17 protein-coding genes are annotated in these 22,881 nt (G+C 39.9%); 12 read left to right on the top strand and 5 right to left on the bottom strand.

Annotated features, from left to right (window positions below; all coding sequences use genetic code 11):
• Window positions 1–12: 12 nt before the first annotated feature.
• The 6 genes from ABR189_RS23295 (at window position 13) to ABR189_RS23270 (ending at window position 10,372) form a co-directional block, all read left to right on the top strand.
• Complete coding sequence (locus ABR189_RS23295; protein WP_354662897.1) at window positions 13–1,758, top strand: SusD/RagB family nutrient-binding outer membrane lipoprotein; 1,746 nt, start codon at window positions 13–15, stop codon at window positions 1,756–1,758.
• 232 nt (window positions 1,759–1,990) lie between these two features.
• Window positions 1,991–2,593, top strand: a complete 603-nt coding sequence (locus ABR189_RS23290) for an RNA polymerase sigma factor (RefSeq protein WP_354662896.1) — start codon at window positions 1,991–1,993, stop codon at window positions 2,591–2,593.
• An 80-nt stretch (window positions 2,594–2,673) separates the two neighbouring features.
• Window positions 2,674–3,840, top strand: a complete 1,167-nt coding sequence (locus ABR189_RS23285; RefSeq protein WP_354662895.1) for a FecR family protein — start codon at window positions 2,674–2,676, stop codon at window positions 3,838–3,840.
• Between the two features lie 216 nt (window positions 3,841–4,056).
• Window positions 4,057–7,614, top strand: coding sequence for a SusC/RagA family TonB-linked outer membrane protein (locus ABR189_RS23280; protein WP_354662894.1), 3,558 nt, complete (start codon window positions 4,057–4,059; stop codon window positions 7,612–7,614).
• Between the two features lie 3 nt (window positions 7,615–7,617).
• On the top strand, window positions 7,618–8,985 hold the full coding sequence (locus tag ABR189_RS23275) for a RagB/SusD family nutrient uptake outer membrane protein (protein WP_354662893.1): 1,368 nt from the start codon (window positions 7,618–7,620) through the stop codon (window positions 8,983–8,985).
• 148 nt (window positions 8,986–9,133) lie between these two features.
• Window positions 9,134–10,372, top strand: coding sequence for a redoxin domain-containing protein (locus ABR189_RS23270; protein ID WP_354662892.1), 1,239 nt, complete (start codon window positions 9,134–9,136; stop codon window positions 10,370–10,372).
• A 270-nt stretch (window positions 10,373–10,642) separates the two neighbouring features.
• Here ABR189_RS23270 and ABR189_RS23265 read toward each other — a convergent pair whose 3' ends face one another.
• From ABR189_RS23265 to ABR189_RS23250, 4 genes are all read right to left on the bottom strand, one after another.
• On the bottom strand, window positions 10,643–11,704 hold the full coding sequence (locus ABR189_RS23265; RefSeq protein WP_354662891.1) for a hypothetical protein: 1,062 nt from the start codon (window positions 11,702–11,704) through the stop codon (window positions 10,643–10,645).
• A gap of 84 nt (window positions 11,705–11,788) precedes the next feature.
• Window positions 11,789–12,127: a hypothetical protein gene (locus tag ABR189_RS23260; RefSeq protein ID WP_354662890.1), complete on the bottom strand. Its 339-nt coding sequence runs from the start codon at window positions 12,125–12,127 to the stop codon at window positions 11,789–11,791.
• A gap of 116 nt (window positions 12,128–12,243) precedes the next feature.
• Window positions 12,244–12,711, bottom strand: coding sequence for a MauE/DoxX family redox-associated membrane protein (locus ABR189_RS23255; protein ID WP_354662889.1), 468 nt, complete (start codon window positions 12,709–12,711; stop codon window positions 12,244–12,246).
• 711 nt (window positions 12,712–13,422) lie between these two features.
• A complete protein-coding gene (locus tag ABR189_RS23250) occupies window positions 13,423–13,734 on the bottom strand; it encodes a hypothetical protein (RefSeq protein ID WP_354662888.1) in 312 nt (103 codons plus the stop codon).
• 659 nt (window positions 13,735–14,393) lie between these two features.
• Here ABR189_RS23250 and ABR189_RS23245 point away from each other — a divergent pair.
• Window positions 14,394–15,389, top strand: coding sequence for a virulence RhuM family protein/type II toxin-antitoxin system death-on-curing family toxin (locus ABR189_RS23245; protein ID WP_354662887.1), 996 nt, complete (start codon window positions 14,394–14,396; stop codon window positions 15,387–15,389).
• Between the two features lie 636 nt (window positions 15,390–16,025).
• Window positions 16,026–16,667 carry a hypothetical protein gene (locus ABR189_RS23240; RefSeq protein ID WP_354662886.1) on the top strand — a complete coding sequence of 214 codons (642 nt, stop codon included), beginning with the start codon at window positions 16,026–16,028 and terminating at the stop codon, window positions 16,665–16,667.
• A gap of 123 nt (window positions 16,668–16,790) precedes the next feature.
• Here ABR189_RS23240 and ABR189_RS23235 read toward each other — a convergent pair whose 3' ends face one another.
• Entirely contained in the window at window positions 16,791–17,069 is a 279-nt protein-coding gene (locus ABR189_RS23235; RefSeq protein ID WP_354662885.1) for a hypothetical protein, read from the bottom strand.
• 1,331 nt (window positions 17,070–18,400) lie between these two features.
• On the opposite strand from ABR189_RS23235, the gene ABR189_RS23230 reads away from it, so the two are divergent.
• Genes ABR189_RS23230 through ABR189_RS23215 form a run of 4 tightly spaced genes read left to right on the top strand, consistent with a single transcriptional unit; the run spans window position 18,401 to window position 22,870 of the window.
• Window positions 18,401–19,603 carry an Nramp family divalent metal transporter gene (locus ABR189_RS23230; RefSeq protein ID WP_354662884.1) on the top strand — a complete coding sequence of 401 codons (1,203 nt, stop codon included), beginning with the start codon at window positions 18,401–18,403 and terminating at the stop codon, window positions 19,601–19,603.
• Window positions 19,604–19,625: 22 nt separating this feature from the next.
• Window positions 19,626–20,642: an NAD-dependent epimerase/dehydratase family protein gene (locus ABR189_RS23225; RefSeq protein ID WP_354662883.1), complete on the top strand. Its 1,017-nt coding sequence runs from the start codon at window positions 19,626–19,628 to the stop codon at window positions 20,640–20,642.
• 4 nt (window positions 20,643–20,646) lie between these two features.
• Window positions 20,647–21,696 (top strand): dihydrodipicolinate synthase family protein, encoded by a 1,050-nt coding sequence (locus ABR189_RS23220; RefSeq protein ID WP_354662882.1) that lies wholly within the window; start codon window positions 20,647–20,649, stop codon window positions 21,694–21,696.
• The gene (locus ABR189_RS23215; protein WP_354662881.1) at window positions 21,683–22,870 is read left to right on the top strand and encodes a M20 metallopeptidase family protein; all 1,188 of its coding nucleotides are present in this window, start codon (window positions 21,683–21,685) and stop codon (window positions 22,868–22,870) included. The genes ABR189_RS23220 and ABR189_RS23215 overlap by 14 nt, the downstream gene beginning before the upstream one ends.
• The last annotated feature ends 11 nt before the right edge of the window (window positions 22,871–22,881 follow it).

Genomic DNA, 22,881 nt, shown 5'->3' with positions numbered 1-22,881 from the left:
AACTATCAACCAATGAAATCACTACATCTATTTTATAAAGGGGTTCTTTTCTTATTCATCCTTTCAGGTTGCGGAAAAACCCTGACAGATACCAATATAAATCCTAACACATTATTGGCGGAGCAGGTAAATCCGGCATTTATCATGAGCCAGGTTATTTCGAGCTCTGCCATGACCATGGCGCTGACAGAGTTTGCAGGAAATACCACCCAGTGTGTGCTTCCGGCGGCAATGCAATATGTTCAGCAGGATTTTTCAGGAATTGCCATCACGAACACATTCGGCTGGAAGTCGGGCGACTGGGCATACCGGCAGTTTTATCTGGCCCTGTCCAATTCGGCCTATCTGGAAAAGCGCGCGGCGGGAACAGCGGATTCTGCTTTTTTTCGGGGCATTGCGCTTATCATGAAATCTTACTGGTTCGGATATTATACTTCGAGCTGGGGAGATATTCCCTTCAGCGAAGCGATGAGAGGAACTGAAGGTGTGTTGAAACCTGCTTTTGACAAGCAGCAGGATGTATTCAAGGGTATATTGAATGATTTGGAAATGGCTAACACTACTTTAAAGAAGGCCACTTCCGTAACTACTTTCACCCAATCGGCTGATATTTTGTTTAAGGGAAATGTACAGAAATGGAGGGCCTTTGCCAATTCTCTGCATATCAGATTCCTGATGCGGTTATCCGAAAAAACAAACGACATGCAGGCAATAGGCGTTGATGTAAAGTCAGAGTTTAAGAAGATCGTTGCAGACCCGGCTAATTATCCGCTTATCGTAAACAGCAGCGATAACGCAGCTGTATATTTTCCAGGCACTTCTGCTTTGGATAGCTGGCCATTGGGTCCTTTTAACCAACCCGATCCCTCTGTGTATTATAGATTGAAACCCGGCGCACCAATCATTAACTTCCTGAAGAATAGCCATGATCCAAGACTGACGGTGTGGTTTAAACCAGTGGATGTGCCAACCATCATCAGGGATGCAGGTGCTGATGAAGTGATTATGAAAGATACCGATGGGAAAGTAAAACGTTTCCTGAGGACTTACCAGGAGGGGGTGGATACTTCTCTGTATGTGGGCCTTAAAGTAGCCCTGCCCAATCCCGACACCTACAATAAAAAAACACCTGCTGCCGTGAATACGGTTAAAACATTGGATCCTGCTATTTATACAGCGGGGGCAGCCAATCCATTTGTTTCTTACCTGGCAAACATGTTCAGAGATAATGCAAATGCCAACCTGCCTGTTGTATTCATTTCTGCAAGCGAGGTCAATCTCACCCTGGCGGAAGCAGCGGTAAGAGGATGGATATCCGGCTCGGCAGTTGATTATTACACAAAGGGTATCAGCACTTCCTTTAACCAGTATGGTATTTCCGATGGCGATAAAAAAGTCTATAACCCCGAAAACCATCAGATCGAAGCGTTCGATCTGAATGCTTTTCTGACCAATGCAGCCACTGCTTTTAAAGCTGCACCAGATAAAATACTGCCCATCATGGAGCAGGTGTGGGTAGCAGATTTCACTTCCGTAGAAGCCTGGTTTAACTGGAGAAGGACAGGTTATCCCAACCTGGGCAAAAATATTGTTAGCGGCCCGCAGGGAGAGAAAATACCCGTGCGGTTTTTTTATGGCGCCAATGAAAAGAATTTCAACGGCGATAATGTAAATGCCGCCATACAAAACCTGCAACCGGCTGTAGATGATCAATGGTCGAAGATGTGGTTGATTCAAGGTACAGGGAAACCCTGGTAAAAATATTCCGCTATAAATGAAGAAAGCTGCCTTATAGGTAGCTTTCTTCATTTATATGTATATCTGTTTGGTTTCGTCCTCTCGCCTCATTTCATTTTTCACTCCATTTATCAGAATTCATTAATATTGCAACTTGGCGAAAATTAATGGGCATGTTATATGAGCCATTGTCAACCATCAACAGTCGTCAATTTTTAACTATTTTAGACAGGGGACATAATGCACATTCATTTTGCCTGAATACAACTTACATAATGAGAAGGAGCTGCTCACCCGTTTCGGGCAGGGAGATGAACTTGCTTTCCGCTCTCTCTATGTACGCTTCCAGGGAAAAATCTTCGCTTTCGCACTTAAGCATACCAAATCCGATCAGATCGCTCGTGAAGTATTGCAGACTGTATTTATCAAGCTATGGGAGAAAAGGGCGCAAGTAAGACCTGACGATAACTTTGAAGGCTACCTGGTACGCATTACGCACAACCATATCTTAAACATGCTGCGCGATGCCGGGCGTGACCGCGCGAAAATGAAGCATGCCTGGACATTGATGCAGGAGATGCACGACAACCCAGAAACCAACCTGATTGCAAAGGAACTATCGGAGGTCTACCAAAGAGCGATCGAGGCATTGCCCCCACAGAAAAAGATTATCTACCGCCTTCATCGTCAGGAAGGATTATCACAGGCGGCTATTGCCGAACAATTGAACATTTCTCCATTAACAGTAAAAAAACACATGGTAGAAGCTTCAAGAATGATCCGGGAATTCATTACAAAATACGCCGAATTGGGGGTATTGTTATTCGCCTTGGTACGTAGCTACCAATTCTCCTGAAAAAATTTCTTTCAACAGACTACTCCCTTTGATGCCGTGCGGTGTATACATGTTAAAACCGCTGATTTTTACGATAGCTCATGCAGAACGATATACAATATAATGATGAGTTGCCTGACCTCTACCGCAAGTTCCTTGCTAACAATATGAGTGAGGAGGAGTTTCAGCGATGGAATGCACTGCTAGCCGAGAAAAAGCACGATGGTGAATTGTTACAGCTGATGAAAAAAGCTTGGGACGAGACTGTCGAAGTGCCGGATTACATGCTGGAAGATATGGACCTTCGGTTGCAGCGAGCGTCAGATGCAAAACCAGTAGGGAATCGCGTTCATTTTATACGCCGGTGGAGCTGGGCTGCTGCAGTGGCTGTATTACTGGCGGGCACAGTTACTGATTATTATATGTCGCGCCGTGTGTCTCAACAGCCGGTGACAGTCGTTGCCGATATTGCACCGGGCAGCAACAAAGCCATTCTCACGTTGGCAGATGGCTCAACGGTTACTTTAGACAGTGCCGGCCACCAGGTTATTCGGCAGGCCGGTGCAATAGTACAGCAAAATGGCGGACAACTGCAATACCATGTGCAGGGAGGTACTGCTTCCGTCAGCTATAATGTGCTTACCACGCCACGCGGAGGCCAGTTTCAGGTTAAATTACCAGATGGCACAATGGTGTGGTTAAATGCCGCCAGTTCGCTCCGGTATCCTACGGTGTTTACCGGTAAAGAGCGGCTGGTGGAAATTACTGGGGAGGCCTACTTCGAGGTGACCAAAGATGTAAGGCAACCTTTTAAAGTACAAATAGATGAAAAAACCGCTGTCGAAGTGCTGGGCACCCATTTTAATGTGAATGCGTATGCCAGTGATCCGCAGTTCACCACTACGTTGCTGGAAGGAGCGGTGAGGGTCCGGCAGGGAAACAACAGCCTGCTGCTACATCCGGGCCAACAGGTACGTATAAAGGGCGAGGAAGGTATGCGGCTACAGAAAGATGCAGATATAGATAAGGCGATAGCCTGGAAAAACGGATTGTTTGATTTTAATGATGTTCAGTTGGAAGAGTTAATGCGACAGGTGGCCCGCTGGTATGATATTGAAGTGGTGTATGAAAAAGGGATTCCGGACGTGGAGTTTGTGGGTAAAATGGGTCGGGATGTACCGCTTTCTGTGTTATTAAAATGGCTACGCGACTTTGATCTTCATTTCCGGGTGGAACAGGATGGCAGACGTATTATTATAACACCATAGTTGTTAATATATAAAAGAAACCGCCACGGATTAGGCCCCGTAGCGGTAAAAATAGGTGACAGACTCAACCAAAGCATGTTTCGAAACTTTAATTTTTAATCTGCCAAACTGCAATTTATGCAAAAAACTGCGTATTGTAGCCAGCCTTTCGCTGTGCCTGGTAAAACCAAGCCGGCCGGACAAGGGTGGTATCCAACCAAATCTAAAATGGTGTTAATGATGAGATCAACCAACGAGAGATCCCATCACACCAATCGAAAATTGATCATGAATGTGATGAAACTAACCTTCCTGCTACTGACGGTTGCTTTATTGACTGTGCAAGCCCATACAGCCGCGCAGACCATTACTTTGTCAGGAAAAAACATCTCCCTTGAACGGGTGGTTTCCCAAATAGAAAAGCAGACCGGCTACACAGTATTCACTACCAGGAAACTGCTGGCAGGTGCAAAACCGGTTTCTGTTCAGGTACATAATATGCCGCTTGTGGATTTTTTAGACTTATCCCTTAAAGATCAACCTCTAAAATACCAGATTTCAGGGAAGACTATATCCCTTACGAGGAGGGATACTGTTCCAAAGGAAAGTAAGCAGGAGCGTTCCGGGGGAGTGAGAGATTCTAGTATAAATTCGATAACGCTGACCGGCCAGGTGCGGGCGGCTTCTACGCAAAGCCCCTTACCTGGTGTTACCGTATTATTGAAAGGCACAAAAAGGGGAACAACTACAGATGCCGATGGACGGTTCAGGCTGGATGGTGTTTCCTCTTCCGCCGTACTACAACTTCGGATGCTTGGATATGAGCTTTTAGATATAGCAGTCGGCGCTAATAATAATTTCGATGTCGTAATGAAAGAAAGTGCATTGGAAATGGAAGGGGTCACCATTTTAAGTACTGGTTTCCAGGATATCCCTAAAGAAAGAGCAACCGGCAGTTTTGAATTTGTGAATAATAAATTGGTAAACCGTAAAGTATCCACCGATTTTGCCAGCAGGTTACATGATATTGTGCCTGGTATCAGTTCATATAAGGAAACCCCCAGATCCAGGAATACTTTACTCGGCGTGAATATAAGAGGCCGTAGTTCCTTGAAATCCAATTATTGGCCGTTGGTGGTGCTTGATGGAATTCCTTATGAAGGAGATTATAACAATATTAATCCTAACGATATTGAAAGCATGACAATATTAAAGGATGCTGCTGCTGCTTCCGTGTGGGGTGCAAAATCCGGGAATGGAGTAATTGTTATTAATACTAAAAAAGGCAGATACAATAGCGGCTTTAATCTTTCGGTGAATACCAATCTTACCATTGAAAGCAAACCAGACCTATACAGCTTATCACAAATGAGCGCTTCAGATTATATTGATCTCGAATTGGAGCTTTATAATTTAGGACGCTACGAGTGGTCTTTGGATGCATATTACAGTGACAAAACCCCGGTAATACAATTACTGAAAAAATTCAGGGATGGAGAAATTTCACAAGATAAACTGGATAACGGGATCAATCGTTTAAGAACAATTGATGGCAGGGATGATTTCCTGAAATATGTTTATAGAAAGGCCATTAAACAGCAGCATAATATTCAGCTTTCTTCAGGAAACGATAAGATGGCTTACAATCTTTCAATTGGCTTTGATGATAATAAAAATAAATTGGTAACCTCTGATTATGATCGTTTAACCATAAGAAACGCGCTTATGTTAAAGCCTGTTAAGCGGTTAAACATGGACTTTACCATGCAATATACGAGTGCTAAGACAAGGGAAACCGCTCAGGAAATAGAATATAATTACCTGTCAAATGGCTATGGCACATTACCTTATCTGGAATTAGCTGACCAGCAAGGTAATGCCTTAGCAGTACATCAGGCAACCTACGGGTGGGATCCTATTTTTAGGGATACCATTGCAGGGGGACGATTGCTTAACTGGGAATATAAACCACTGGATGAATTATATGCCACCAGTTTTATAGCTAAAGAAAGGCAAATAATGCTGAATGCAACTATTTCCTACCAGTTATTCCCCTGGTTAAAATCAGCTGCTATATACGGATATAGTTTTAGCAACAACCAGGCGGAGAGATGGGAAGGCATAGCATCTTATTCAATGAGATCTTCACTTAACTGGTTTGCCTCCTGGGATGATAAGAATGTGTATTGGGGCATACCAGTAGGAGATAAATTGGGCATTGCAAATAAGAATAATCAGAACCATAATGCCCGGTTGCAATTTGAAGTGGATAAAACAATAGCTGATAAACATCAGATTAATGCATTGATAGGCGCAGAACTCAGGGAAAATATCTATTCCGGCTATAATACTTTGTTTTGGGGTTATAATAAAGATAATCTTAGCTATGCCGATGTCGATTATACTTCTCTGAAGCCTAATCTTAATGGGATGAACAATTCTTTTATTGATCATGGTAGCCCTCTTATGGAACAGTTGAAAAACCGATACCTTTCCTCTTTTGCAAATGTTTCGTATTCCTATAACAGAAAATATATTGTCAGTGGAAGTGCGAGGCGGGACGCTTCCAATTTATTCGGGGTAAAGCCTAATAACAGGGCTAAACCTTTCTGGTCTGCCGGATTGGCATGGGTGATTTCTAATGAAGATTTCTATCAGAGCAACAAAGTTCATTCTTTAAAACTACGGGCAACCTATGGATATACCGGTAATGTAAATAATACCACCTCTGCTTATCCGATTATGAATCGTTCCGGAGATCTGCATACTACCACCCAACTAAGCTATGCTACCATTGTAAGCCCGCCTAATCCGAGCCTGCGCTGGGAGAAGGTTTCCAACCTGAACCTGGGGACAGACTTCGCGGCTTTTGATAACCGGATTTCCGGTAGTATCGAATATTATATTAAAAACCCTAAAGACCTGGTCTATTCAACATTGCTGGATCCAACTACGGGTTTTACCAATATGAATATTAACGGTACCAGTATGCAGACAAAAGGTTGGGACATTTCATTGAATACTGTCAACATCAGAAGTAAAACATTTCAATGGAGCTCTCATTTGATTTTTTCATACAGCAAAACCCGTATTACCAAAGCATATGTTAATAATTTTCTGGGGAAAAATTACCCCGCAGGTGTTATTACTCCGTTTGCAGGAATGGATGCTTATTCTGTTTTGAGCTTTCCCTCGGCAGGTTTAGATCCCGCTACCGGAGCTGCCAGAGGATATGTGGATGGCGAAGTTTCTATGGATTATGCCGCGATATACAATGGCACTACCGTATATCAAATGAATAACAACGGGCCAAAATTTGCGCCCTATTTCGGTGGTTTCAGAAATGCTTTTCAGTATAAAAATTGGGAATTATCATTCAATATAGCTTACCAGTTGGGGCATAAATTTATCAGAGGCAACATGTTTACCGGGTACAACTTCGTTGAATATGGAATTGGCAGCCCCGATTACGCTAAGCGATGGCGTAAACCCGGTGATGAAGCAACTACCGACATTCCATCCTTCAGATACCCGGCAGATTATTATGAATCTATGTTTTATTCCAATAGTTCATCACTTGTAGAAAGCGCCAGCCAGATCAAGCTGAGAGATATACAGTTTAGTTTAACATTACCTATGAAAACAATGGGGATTAAGCAAGCCCGGTTCTATGGATATGTTAACAACTTAGGAACTATATGGAAAGCCACCAAAGCATATACAGATCCAGAGTATCACTATATGGTTCCTGCGGATCCTTTAGCTTTCTCCTTAGGCCTCAACGTAAATTTCTAAAATATGAATGCTTCTTATAAATTTCTTATTGCATTAATGTTGCCGGCTGTTTTAACCGGATGTTCCAAGTATCTGGATCTAAAACCAGATAAGCATATGATTATTCCTACCACCCTGGAAGATTGTGAGGTATTGTTAAATGACTATAGTACATTAAATACCAGGTATCCTACATTCGGCGAGATCAGTGCAGATGATTATTATGTTACCGATATCAATTTAAAATCCATCTCGGATGTTGATGAAAAAAATGCCTATTTATGGTTGGAACAACCTATTTCCCAACCTTTTCAATGGCAGAATTCTTATAAAGTGGTTTATCAGGCTAACCAGATCTTATCTGTTGTGAATGATATTGCAAAAACGGCTAAAAATGAATCGCAGTATAATAATATAATTGGAGCAGCTTGTTTTTATCGTGGTTTTGCTTTTTCACAACTAATTTCTGTTTTTGCCCTGCCTTATAATAAAAGTACAGCTACGCAAACACCAGGCATTCCGCTACGGTTAAGCGCTGATATGGACTATGTTTCAATCAGGGCCAACCTGGAGGAAAGTTATAACCAGGTAATTAGCGACTTTAAAACGGCGGTAAAATTACTTTCCATTAATAAAGTAGATAAAATCCGTCCGGCTAAAGCCGCTGCTTATGCTGCATTAGCTAGGGTGTATCTTGATATGCAGAATTATGAAAATGCCTATTTATATGCTGATTCCACCTTGCAGATTAAAAGCGATCTGATAAATTTCAATTCTCTGAATACAGCCCTATCACTTCCTATTCAGCGATTTAATGAAGAAGTTTTATTTCCTGCTACTACACCTATCAGTAGCCCAATGAGTATATCCTTTGCAAAAATAGATACCTTTTTATATAAGAGTTATGAACAGCATGATTTAAGAAAAAAGGTTTTCTTTAAGGAAAATACCGGCGTTAATGCTAAAACTTATGCGTTTAAGGGTTCCTACGATAATACTAACTCAACATCGTTCGTGGGATTATCCACCAGCGAAATACACTTGATAAGAGCTGAAGCTGCAGCGCGCACCGGCCGTATTTCAATTGCACAGGATGATATAGAACAACTGCTTTTACATAGATATCTACCCGGAGAAAGCCCTGAGATCACTGAATCAGATCCCCAATTATTACTCACTTTCATCTTGAATGAACGTAGAAAGGAACTTGTGTTCAGAGGCAGGAGATGGGCTGATTTAAAACGCCTTAACGCGGATGCAAGATTTGCTAAAACTATTCTGCGTTATATGGATGGAAAAGAATATCGCCTTGACCCTAACAGCCTTAAATATGCAGTGCTGATTCCTCAGACCGTTATTGATGAATCTGCTATTGAGCAGAATCTCCGTTAAGATAATTACTGCAAGTTGTCGATCAAATGAGGGAGAGCACTGATTGCATCGCCTGATTTGATCGGCAACGTCCTTAATATTCATTCACCTATAGTCAATGTTTTTTAGGGGACTTGTATAAAGTTCTTTACTTTAAAATAATAGTATTATGCATAGATACCTGGTTTTTATTTTGACAGTATTTTGTTCAGTAATTTCATATGCCCAAAATAGCGGGATTGACCGTAGCGGCGAATTACAGATGAATGCAAAAATCCCCGATTGGCCTTCTTTCCGGGTTATACAGCATGCTAATCCAACAATCCGGATAGAAGCGATTAAAGATAAAGTAATTATACTTGATTTCTTTACTACTTATTGCACCAATTGCATAGAGTCATTACCAAAACTACAGGCGTTACAAGATAAAATGAAACAACAGGTAGAAATTATCATTGTTACTCCACAAGACAAGGCAACTATTGAAAAGTTTTTTAAAACTAATAAGCTTGTAAAAGAAAATAAGGTAAGGTTACCCATCATTTATAGTGATACGACACTTATAAAAAGTTTTCCATTTCTGGGTGTTCCCCATGTTGCATGGATTTATAAAGAAAAAGTACAGGCTATCACCCATTCTGATTTTATCACCCAAAAGAATATTGGCGAGCTTTATTCAAAAGGAAATATTAAGCTTCCCAGAAAAAATGATTTCATGGACGCAACAACGCTCACCAATTCAAGTTTGATTGGAAGTGTTGCCCTTTCAAGGTATAAAGATGGCGTTCCGCAGACGGGTTTAAAATTTGAATTTGATTCATTGACGCAGTTCAGAAAAACATCTTTTTACAATATGTCTGTTGCAGGAGCTTATACCTCCATATTCTTTCATATGCAGAAAACAAATTTTCTCATTGCTAATAGGGTGGTTTGGGAAGTAAGCGATTCTTCTAAATACGAGCATCCAACTGAATCAGGCAATCCGAATGAATGGATGGTCAATAATGCCATTTGTTATGAACGCTACGATACGGTAAGGCGGAGCGAGAAAGAACAGGCATCCCTCCTGTTAAAGGATTTAAATAATTTTTTGGGAATGGAAGTGTCCTGGGGAAAGAAGGTACGTAAATGTACCGTAATCCAGCAAAACGGTCCCCCTGCAAAATCAGAGAACATGCCAAAGGAAGGAATGAACGTAGAAGGGAGTGCACCTTTATGTTTTTTTCTTGATTACTCTGGCAAATTTGCAATTGCAGTGGATGAAAGCGGATTTAAAGGCAAAATGATTCTTCCTGACTATAATAATTTAGCTGAGCTGAATAAACATTTATCCTTTTATGGATTGAAAGCTATAGAAGCTGAACGGGAAGTGGACGTTTTAATATTCAGAGAATTACATAGCATGTAAACAGTCCTGCCTGGAAGCGAGGTTATTTGGCGAACTTGATCAAGAATACTCCTTGCAATTTCTCGTAGAATTGGGTATAATTGGGTAAATTTGTGGGTATGATTAATACATCGACCATAACAATCACTTCGGACAACTAGTTGACCCTGTAATAGGTGGTGCTACTTATAATGGGATGTTCGCTCGAGCTGAGCGAACATCCAGGTATTGGTGCAGATGTCGATCAGGCTTACCTGGATAAATATGAGTGCGTAAAAGTATAATTTGCACCTAATGCAATAGTCCCTCCAATTGATACATCGCTATTTGCCCTGTATAAAGCGCTACTATCATATCGTCTACCACCCGGATCTGATTAACTTCATGTCCCTCTATATGAGGAATGTAAAAGCTGTTAAAGTAGTCCCCGTTGGACATTTTATATATATCAATCACGGTATTTTTATCAAAATCAGCATCATTTTCGTTTTCAGATTTTAACGAAGAGCCGATGTAAATATATCCGTTGTTAGCAGTAATCAGTGTATTGGTTTGCCATAATGGAACGCCAGGCGTGATGCTTCCATCTCCTGTTTTTCCGGTATTACGTGTAATTAGTTTATTAGTATTGGTAGTATCAATTGTATTCCTCTCGTATAAAAGATTAAGATTACTATCAAGACAGAAAAAGCGATTCTGATAATATTGAACATATAATATTCGGCTGGTAGATTTATCGTACTCTAAAATTCCATCTGTAGAAAACCCGCCATCATTCATTTCGTTGAATGGATTCCATGTTGTTAAAATTTCACCTGTATGTTTCTCCGCCTTTACAAATTGTTGAATCTGTCTCGAAGAATCCAAGGCACGAAGTACAATACTGTTATCCGATATTATTGCCGATCTGGTGAACAGCGGTGATTTGAATTTTATTTTTACTGTTTGTGTCGAATCCTTTGCATTAAACGGTGAGAAAAAAGCCAATCCGTAATTTCCGGCAAATAAAGTTGCACCAATGGAATCACTTACAATATTGTATGCACTAAGTACTTTTTCATTAATCGGGAATACCAAATAGCTCGTATCCCATTTTTTTATTTTTTGATCAAATGAAAACATAATTCTGGGGTCAGCAGCTGAAAAGAAGAATTTAGAATCCGTCATTCCGCATATGCTTTTAACAGGCAAATTACCTGAACTTGAAAAAATCAATTTGGGAATTTGTAGAAAAGACCTTTTAAACCCATTAGTTTGCAAAATGCTTTTTTCCGCATTTATCACTAGTACGGATAATATAGCAAGCACTGCTATTGTAATGATCAATAGATTGATGTACATCCTTTTTTTCATTCCTATAAATTTAAACATGGCTTGAAACGTAGCTATTAAAATACCAACCACTTCATTGTGGTTGGTATTTTAATCATTTTTGATTTATTGCAGTGCTGTACCGCAAACAAATGACTGCATAACCCCATGTTTCAGTTGAACGCAGCAAAGTGGAGTTGTTGGCGTAGCGCAGTTTACCTCAGGATTAGGTAAAAGGTTAGTTGCGTTACCATCGTCAACATTCGTATTAAATGGTAAAAAAAGTGGACAATCATCACCACTATTAAAGTGCATTCCCAGGTTATTAATAACATTTTTGTAACAACCATCAGGTATACTGGCTCTTTTCAAAGAAGCATTAAATACCCCAGCTTGAGAAGCCACTGTTAGACAGATTGTCAGCACAGCAATAATTGAAACGAAACCAATTTTTAAATTTTTCATGCTTAAAGGATTAAGTTTTTAAAATAAACGAATCATTCATGCCTATTTTACAGGAATAGACTACCTGTTTATTGCAATAAAAATTTAAGTAGTTACATTTTTGTATGGACAGGTATTTATGACGCCGTTGTAGTTTTCGGGTCACTCATCAGGTTAAATGGTTCAAAAAGATTGGTTTGAAGTATAACACCGAACAATGCAAATAAGGTATAGATAATATTAAAGATCAAATGCTGATTCCAGGATAATATAGCCAACACTCCACCACAACTGCATGGAACATAATAACTGTAGTGCAACATTGCATAAATGTACCCGGTAAATAATAACATTAAAAAGAATGAGGCATATAAACCTAATAGCCTGGTACGTTTAAATACCAATAACCCAGCTACCATTACCTCAAAGGCTGGCAAAGTTACTGCGACCAACCCCGCAATTGGTTTTATAAAAGGAGAGCGCCCCATTTGGAACCTGGTATCTGCGTAATTAATCATTTTAGTTAGGCCGGTATAGATCCAAAGGATCACCAAAAGGGCTAGTATAATTTCCAGGCTGATTTTATAGAAGCTAATTTTACGCATAGGAAAGGCTTAAAGATGTATTTCTTTGTGGATCTGTAATAAACTTTTGAACTAATCTGTATTAGTTCCCAACTCCTGCTGCTATTGCGAGTGAATATTACTCAGGCGAGATATTATTCTGAAGGGCACAACATTCTCATACAGCGCCCCCTTCTCATTCATCTTAAAGCCGGCAACATGACAATTGAGTGCCATAGAAAAGGCAAGTCCACTTTGCGGAGGTGCACAAAAGGTGCTTTCATCGTGATGTTGAACAGCACAAATAGATATAAGGGATATCGTCATATGATAGTTAAAAAAATATAGGTTAAAACCAATTCATAGATAATACAATGTGCCCACTTAAACCTATACTTTTTAAACAATTACCCATCTTTTTTGTGTTTTCTTATCAAGTGTAGCCAATAGAAAAAGCTGCCACCTCAATAATTAACTGAGAGGGCTGCCCTTTTTTAGATACTGTTTTAATCAGCAAACTTCCATCCAGATTTGAATATTCCTGCCGGTATCCTCTATTTTCGTTATATTCACTGCATGTCAAAATTAAAGATGTTAACGTAACCCTGTCCAAGAAGCACCCCAAAACCGGAGAGCCAGTTCAGGCTGGCCATATATACGTAATAGGCTTACTAGGCAATAAATCGGACTTCTATGAAATAGATACCGAGAAGCTCAATGGGTTGAAAAACGAAGATCTTCAGAAAGAACTCTTCAACAGGCTGCACAAAAGGTAATACTGCCTTTCTCTCCGGTTAAACGATCACCAGATTGGCTAAAAAGCACGTCCGGCGCTGCGTGGTTTGGCCTTCCCAACAATGATGCCGCTGTATAAGCCACCATTGGATTTTTGCCATTGAGTGCCAGGAAATAGATCAGCTGCCGGAGGTAGCCATATCTTTCCAGGATACTAAAGGCAAGCAAAGCCATAAAAGCTAGGCCCGTAGTCACAAAATAATAGCTGAAGGTAGATGGATCCTTTTTAATCCCTCCTTCCCATGCTTCAAAAAACAGGTCGAGCAACATTAAAGAAATAAAAAAGGCACTAGGTATCAGCGGTGTGCAAACAACTACGTCATCATGGATAAGCACCAGTACAGATACAGGTGCACAAATTGACCTGATGATTGACAGGCTTGATCAGGTGATCAATATTTGTGAAATGAAATTCTCGATTAATAATTTTGCAATCCACAAAAAATATGCGGAAGAGTTGAGAAATAAGATTGGCATTTTTAAAGAGGAAACAAAAACGCGCAAAGCAATTTTTCTAACTATGATAACAACTTTTGGGCTGAACAAAAATAATTACTCGAATTCGCTTGTTCAGAACAGTCTGAAGATGGATGTTTTATTTGAATGATAGTGTGGTCATTCAAACAAAACATCTCCTAAACGAAAAGCCGAAAACTCTTTTATCAAGAATTTTCGGCTTTTTTCTCGTAGCGAGGATAAGGGAATTATCTAACCAATTGATAACTGATTTATTGGTCTTCGATGATTTGCCAGAATGTCTTTAAAGTCTTTTAATAGGCTATTTTAATCTATTTTTTGGCCATTACCAGGGTTGATAATTTATTAAAATATTTCCCCTGGTATGCACCTAAAGGTATCTATACGAATATAATTATTTATGTTTACAATAGAATCATACTTTCCAATGGATTAATTACAAAGAAATACTGATGGTTAACAATCAGATTATCATATACCAAACCCCAGACGGGCAAACCGCTATTGACGTCAAACTTGAAAATGAAACCTTATGGCTTTCACAACGCCTTATGGCTGAACTCTTTGACAAGGATACCGATACTATCGGATTTCATATTAAAAATATTTACACTGATGGAGAATTAGAAGAAAGAGCAACTACCGAGGATTTTTCGGTAGTTCAAGAAGAGGGTAAAAGGAAAGTTACAAGAAAGATAATACATTATAATCTTGATGTTATTTTATCGGTAGGTTATCGGGTAAGTTCCAAGCGCGGCACCCAATTCCGTATCTGGGCAAACAAGGTTTTGAAAGAATACCTGGTTAAAGGATATGCACTGAACGAAAAACGGTTGAACGAAGAAAGTAAGCAATTAGCCGCTCTCAAGCAAACAGTCCGCCTCATGGGTAACGTGTTGGATGCTTCTCAGCAGCTCTCCAGTGACGAAACAAGCGGGTTATTAAAGATCATCACCGATTATACCTATGCATTGGACGTTTTGGATAAATACGACCATCGTAGCCTGACAATCGAAGCCACACATAAAGAACAGGTTTTCACAGCCACTTATGAAGAAGCCATGAAAGCCATTCAGGGGCTAAAAGATAAATTCGGAGGTAGTAGCCTATTCGGTAATGAAAAGGATGAATCTTTCAGAAGTTCGATTGCAACCATCTATCAGTCATTTGATGGGCTAGAACTATATCCCAGCATTGAAGAAAAGGCCGCGAATTTTCTGTACTTCGTTGTTAAAAATCACTCTTTTTCGGACGGGAACAAGCGGATTGCAGCTTTTCTTTTCGTTTGGTTCCTTGAAAAGAACAATATTCTTTACCGCGAAGATGGGTCTAAACGGATTGCGGACAATGCACTGGTTGCATTGACGTTAATGATTGCAGAAAGCAAGCCAGAGGAGAAGGATATTATTGTCCAGGTAGTGGTAAATCTAATTAATGGGTATAATTAAAAAAGCTCTCAGATAATATATGAAAGTCTTTTCCCTTATAATGGGATCAGAAAAATTATCTAACCGATTACGGCAGTCTTAAGTTTTTTCTTTGCCATGACTTATTATTTAGGCCTCACAATCCGAAGTTCTGGGAAGTTCGGTTTCAACCCATGACCACATTCATAAGCTACTTTAAGTCACTTACTGAACACCGCCATGTCATCCCCCTACGGGTGCGTGGTAATAATAATATTACTCCGGTCGACTACATCCTTGGGAATTGTCAACTACTGGCGACTGGGCCTAAAAATGGCATCGTAAAGATCTTGAATTTTTTTCTTTGGAAAAAGTATTGAACCAAAAAAGGCTTCCAAGCAACGCCTGAAAGCCTTTTAAAAAATCCTTGTAGCGGGAAGGAGCCCTCATTTGAACCAATTTTAAAAATGGCGGCATTTTTATTAGACCTTCGAAAGAGGTCTATAAAATAAAACTTATTCATTTGGGAGTAATTTACCCCGCCTGGAATTAGTTAGTCTGCTGAGTGAAGATACTGGTAAAGGCAAGTACTTTAGTTAAACTTAAATAACAGTTCACTTTATTCGCCAATTTGTTACATCCCCGAAAATATTGTATTTATGTATTAAAAGTAGCCGAATGGGACAACGGGCTAATTACATTATTAAAGACGGCGACAACATTAAAATTTACTACCATCACTGGAGAGCTAACACCATTCCATCAGACCTATACTTAGGTGAAAAGGCTTTCTTACAGTACGTGCAAGCCTGCACATTGGCCGATGACCTAATGGATCCGGTTTGGATGGAAGGTTTTGTAATAATGGACATCGAAAAAAAACAGGTTGGATTTTGGGCATGGGAGTTTGAAAATGAAACATCCATAGTAAGATATCTTCTGTTGGCGTTGCACGAAAAATGGCCAGGATGGGAAATATTACATTTGGCCAATAGAATGTACCAGGCAGAAAAAGTGTTTGGCATCGACTATATATCCAAACAAACTCCCAACACATTTACCGCCCCAATTGAAGTCGATATTCCCACAATTGGTTTAGAGATGCCAGAGGATGAAGTGCGTAAAACGTTTAAGTGTCTGACAAAATTCCAGGAAACATATGATCCTAGCGGAATTATAGATCACTTATCTCAGGAGCTTAATACAAAAATTGAAGTCATAAATCCGTACTTCTATGACAATGTAACACCTACTAAGCCTCCCATTCACAGAATCGTTGATCGGATACTATATCTTTTTCGCAAAACTTCTAGAGATTAGCCGTCGATACCTCAGATGAATGGGCAATGAAAAGCTCTTCTTTCCTCCATTGTTTCTCTTCATTTGCATCGCATATATTTTTAAGAATAAAATACAGCTGGTTATTACTACATTGCTACTAAACTAAAGATTAGCATCAGTTTGATTTTCACGCTCCATTTCATGCTCAAATTGTCCTAAAGCTTCTTCTGTATATTTGTATTTAGCCCTGCACTTATTTAATACTCCTACTAAGTTGAGTGAGAAAGAGGTTTTATAGATACCATCACTATATTTTATATCAATTCTATTACATGAATCATACGCCAGACTATGAGGACTATTTTGTTCACAATAATTGATTAAGTCCAGAGTTGAAAAGATTTCATTTTGCCAAAGTTGGACTTTAGTTATTTTTTTCATCGGCTAAACTAAATCGCCAATTTCCACTCGTTAAAAACCCAACCAGTTCTCTCATGTTTCTATAGGCCAATTATAAATGATGAATATAACTGTTGACGACAACTTCAAAGAAGGACTTATTTCAAAGGAGAAATTACAACTGTCCCAAGAGCAATTAGCATATCTTATTGTAGAATTAGTTGTAGAGAGCTACTTTCAGGAAAAATATGCGCATAAAAAAAATGGAAATGGTTCAACAAAACGTGTTACATTCAAAAAGTAAGGACCTTCACCTTTCGTAGAATATGATGTATCAATATAAAATGGCTTATAGAAGATCAGACAATTCCCTACTTTTTCCATAATATACCCCTGAACAGGAGTTGAACCAATTTAGCTTGAAAATTAATACATTATGAAACTGAGGTTTTGAATTTGATATGATATAATCTAGCGATGCAAATTTCTGTTGACGATGTAAAACAGTATAATTCATTGAAACGCAAAATCATAAAAATAAAAAAGGTTACCATTTTTGGTAACCTTTCCAATTATGTGTAACATTCGTAGCGAGAATAGGGAAATTATCTAACCAATTGATAGCTGATTTACAGGTCTTTGTTGATTTACCACAATGTCTTTAAAGGTATTTAAACAGACTGTTTAATCTATTTTTAGGCCATTTATGGATAATTACATAAATAATTATTACATATTACAAGTATAGGCTGAATTCATTTCTTAATCCTATTGATGCTATGCTTATTATCAAGTTGATAAATAAGTACTCAGTCATTTAGCTTATTGCGTAAATGATTGAGCCGCTGATTGGTATTGGCTAAACAAATAAAAATGAGATCCCATTAACTTGCTGTCAAGTTCAAGTGGGAAACATATTTATTCTCCCAAATATGATACTTATTTGCAAAGAGAATACAAAAATGTCCTAAAAGCTCTTATTGCCTAATTGAATAACGTAAAATAAAAGAACTTCAAACAAATAATCGTTGACCCAAATCCAGCTCAATGAATAATTATTTATGAGGACTACTATTCCCTTGAATGAAACTATCTGGGTTTATTACACCAACGATTCTTCCTGCTATTGCATTGGATTAGACTACTCAGTACTAGTAAGACTCTTTGACCTAAAATCGATTTTGTAAAAATGATACCCACCATTATCACTAATGAAAGAAGTAATAGTTGCTGATAAAATTAGTTCAATTGGAAGATCCCACCCTGCCAAAACCTCACTTATTTTTTTGAGTACATAAAAAAACTATTTTTGTATACAAAACAATAATATATTTGTATTCAAACAAGCACTTTAATCAACCAAACAAGTACACATGTCATCAAAATTGAAAGATTGGAGCGGCTCCCTTATTCCCGGTATAATCACGCTAGCAGTGGTTTTTGGACCCAGCAAAATGACTATTACTACTAAGCTTGGAGCTGAATTTGGATATACGTTGTTATGGATTGTAGCTGTTGCCATATTCTTTATGGCCATTTTCACATCTATGGCAGCCAGAATAGGGATGGCCACTAAACAATCACTATTAAATACCATTAAGTTAAAATGGGGCAGTAAATTCTCGGCGATTATAGGCATAGGCATTTTTCTGGTAACCATTTCGTTTCAGGCAGGCAATGCCATTGGATCTGGCGTAGCATTGGCTGAACTAACGGGTACCTCCACTGGCTTGTGGGTAATCCTCTCTAGTCTTATAGGCATAAGCCTGTTATTCTTCCGGCGTTTTTATAAGATTCTTGAAGTTGTAATGATAGGCATTGTGATCTCTATGCTATTTTCTTTCCTGGTTACCTGTATCGTAGCACGCCCTTCCATATCAGAAAGCTTGGCAGGCCTTCGTCCCCAGGTACCAAAAGGTTCCCAGGGCTTAATCATTGCATTTATCGCATCCTGCTTTTCATTGGTAGGTGCATTCTATCAATCTTATCTTGTACAAGAAAGAGCCAGGAATAATAAAAACGGAAATGAGATAAAGGACAGAAGTCTTACAGGTATCCTACTACTTGGATTAATGAGCATCATTGTAATGATCTGCGCCGCTTCTGTTCTTCATGCCAACAATATACAGGTGAATACTGCAGCAGATATGGGTCGCGCACTTGTACCACTCTTCGGCAAACAGGCCACAATGTTTTTTTTGATAGGTCTTTTTGGCGCGTCTTTCTCTTCCCTTATCGGCAATGCTACACTAGGAGGAACTTTATTGGCAGACTCCCTTGGCTATGGCAGCAGTATGGATTCCCCGAAAGCCAAAAGCTTCATTGCTTTGATCATAATTATCGGTGCGGCAATAGCCATACTTTTTGGACATATTCCACTTGAACTGATCGTTTTTGCACAAAGCATCACGGTATTGATCGTACCATTGATCGGGATAGCCATGTTTGCTGTTAGCAATGATATATCTATCATGGGCAAACATAAAAATACACTGTCAGTTAATATCGCTGCGATAGCGGGGCTTGTCCTCGTATTTATCTTGGCCGGTTTAAATATTCAAAAACTCTTCTTTTAAATATTTCTATAAAGTTCATAGCATGACCAAGATCAATGATATTTATAAGCAGCTACTGAAGCCTTCAGATGCACTTATCGAAGACATTTCAAAAATTGATGGAGACATTCTCTTACTGGGGGTTGGAGGAAAAATGGGACCTTCTATGGCCAAATTAGCAATGGATGCTATTTCCGTTGCTGGCCTGAAAAAGAAAATATACGGCGCATCCAGATTCTCTCAGTTTGGCCTTGAGGCTGAATTAAAACAATATGGCGTCAAAACGTTTCAGGTGGATCTATTGGAACCTGAACAACTGGCATCCTTACCTGAAGTGCCAAATGTGATATATCTCGCTGGAACAAAATTCGGAACCACTGGCAATGAATCATTAACATGGGCGATGAATAGTTTTCTGCCCGGGCTGGTAGCAGAAAAATTCAAACATTCAAAAACTGTTGTTTTTTCTACAGGTAATGTATATCCATTAACCCCGGTTATTGCAGGTGGCGCGACAGAAGAAACTGCTGCTGCTCCAGTTGGGGAATATGCACAATCCTGCCTTGGAAGGGAACGGCTCTTTCAATATAAATCCTTGAAGAATGGTACGCCATTACTCATTTATAGGTTAAATTATGCCAATGATGTCAGCTATGGCGTATTACTTGAAATTGCAAAATGCGTGAAAGAAGGTATTGCAATTGATCTTCACATGGGGCATGTAAATGTGATATGGCAAAAAGATGCAGACGAAATCGCCATCCGTTCGCTGCTCCACTGCAGCACACCTGCAAAGATATTAAACGTTTCAGGTCCGGAAACGGTATCTGTAAGATGGATAGCAAAGGAATTTGGTAAGCTGTTCAATCTTCCGCCGGTATTCAGTGGCGAAGAACAACCGACTGCTTTGCTCAGTAATTCCGCAGAGGCTTTTAGTCTATTTGGTTACCCATCTGTCTCCCTCATGGAAATGATCCGGATGATTGCCGAATGGCTGAAACAAGGAGGAAAGATCTCTAATAAACCAACTCATTTCCAGGAAAGAGAAGGAAAATTTTAAAGATATGGCAACAAAAAAAATGAATCCCGCAGTAAAAACTTTACTGCACCAGGGCACTTTCATACCTGCGCACCCACTAGCGCTTACCAGGGAATTAAAAATTGATGAAAAACGGCAAAGAGCGCTGACGAGATATTACCTTGAAAGCGGATCAGGTGGTATTGCTATTGGCGTGCATACCACACAATTTGAAATCAGGGATCCTAAATTTAATCTGCTGGAAAGGGTACTGGAATTAACAACTGATGAAATCCAACAGGCAGCAGGTGGTAAAACCCTGGTTAAAGTTGCCGGTATCTGTGGCCCCACCATCCAGGCTGTTAAAGAGGCTGAACTAGCTGTTAAATATGGTTATGATATTGGCTTGTTGAGTCTCGGCGGGTTAAACGACTGGACGGAAGAAGCGTTGATAAACCATGTGCGAACGATTGCTGATATTCTGCCCGTATTTGGTTTTTATCTGCAGCCTGCTGTTGGTGGCCGCATTCTCAGTTACGAATTCTGGAAGGCCTTTGCCGAAATACCAAACGTGGAAGCGATAAAAGTGGCTGCATTCAACCGTTACCAGACACTGGATGTGGTAAGAGCTGTGTGCAACTCCTCCCGGATAAATGAGATAGCCTTATATACCGGTAATGACGATAATCTGGTGGCAGACCTCTTAACTCCTTTCAGATTTGTAGTGAATGGGAAAACAGTGGAAAAAAGGTTCATAGGGGGATTACTTGGCCATTGGTCTGTCTGGACGAAACCAGCTGTTGAACTGTTTAACAGAATAAAAAAATGCATTTCCAACGATAATGAAGGAATAGCGGATTTACTAGCCATTGGCACAATGATTACAGATATGAATGCGGCCATCTTTGATCCTTCAAATCAGTTCCATGGATGCATTTCGGGGATACATGAAGTACTCCGTCGCGAGAAACTTCTCGACGGGATCTGGTGCCTGAATCCCCATGAAAGTCTTTCTCCTGATCAATCTTTAGAAATAGACCGCGTATTGCAGGCGTATCCATCATTAACAAGACACATCTATAATGCTGATAGATAAAATTAAAACGTTGTGCAGCCTGTATTCCGGAGAGATCATTGCAGACAGGCGTCATATGCATCAGCACCCGGAACTTTCATTTCATGAGCATGAAACGGCTGCTTATATTAAAAAGCTGTTGGATCTGCTTGAGGTTCCGTGGCGGGCATCAGCGGGAACCGGCATTATTGGTACCATTACCGGAAGCAAGCCCTCCTCAACGGTGGTGGCATTGCGGGCAGACATTGATGCACTTCCGATCGATGAAGAAAACGATACCCCTTACAGATCAGTGCACAAAGGCATTATGCATGCTTGCGGCCATGATGTACACACTGCATCATTACTGGGTGTAGCCCGTATTGCACAAGCTTTGAAAGATGATTTTGCAGGACAGATCAAACTCATTTTCCAACCGGCAGAAGAAAAATACCCTGGCGGAGCTAAAGCCATGGTAGAAGAAGGATTCCTAAACTATCCGGGACTTGATGCAGTTATCGGTCAACATACCATGCCCGAACTGGAAGCTGGGAAAGTAGGAATGAAACCAGGAAGATACATGGCATCAAATGATGAATTGTATATTACGATCAGAGGCAGGGGCGGGCATGGCGCACAACCGCATTTAAATGTTGATCCAGTGGTAATAGCCAGTCATGTTATTATTGCCCTGCAGCAAATTGTAAGTAGAATAGCTAATCCCGCTATGCCAACTGTTCTCTCCATCGGCAAGATGTTCGCAGCTGGCTCTACTAATATCATCCCTGAAGAAGTTTACCTGGAAGGAACGCTCAGAACACTGGATGAAACATGGAGAAAAGAAGTACATGCCCATATCGAAAAGATTGCCAAAGGTATTTCAGAAAGCATGGGCGGCACCTGCAATGTAAAAATACAGGGATTTCCCGGCGTACATAATAATGAGGAACTTACAGCTAAAGTATTTCAATATGCTGTTGAATACCTTGGAAAGGAAAATGTAGTAACGCTTAACACCTGGATGGCCGGAGAAGATTTCGGTGAATTTTCCCAACTGGCAGAAAGTTGTTATTATAGACTCGGGGTAGGAAACAAAGCCAAGGGAATAAATTCATCTCTCCATACACCTACATTTGATGTTGATGAACTCAATGTGTTCAATATGAGCAGTGGCCTGATGGCTTATATTGCATTAAGGCGACTGGGCAATAAATAATAATACAAGAT

The organism is Chitinophaga sp. H8, from assembly GCF_040567655.1.
Taxonomy (GTDB): Bacteria; Bacteroidota; Bacteroidia; order Chitinophagales; family Chitinophagaceae; genus Chitinophaga; species Chitinophaga defluvii.
Note: the sequence above shows the minus strand (reverse complement) of the source record. Positions and strands in the feature narration are given on the sequence as shown.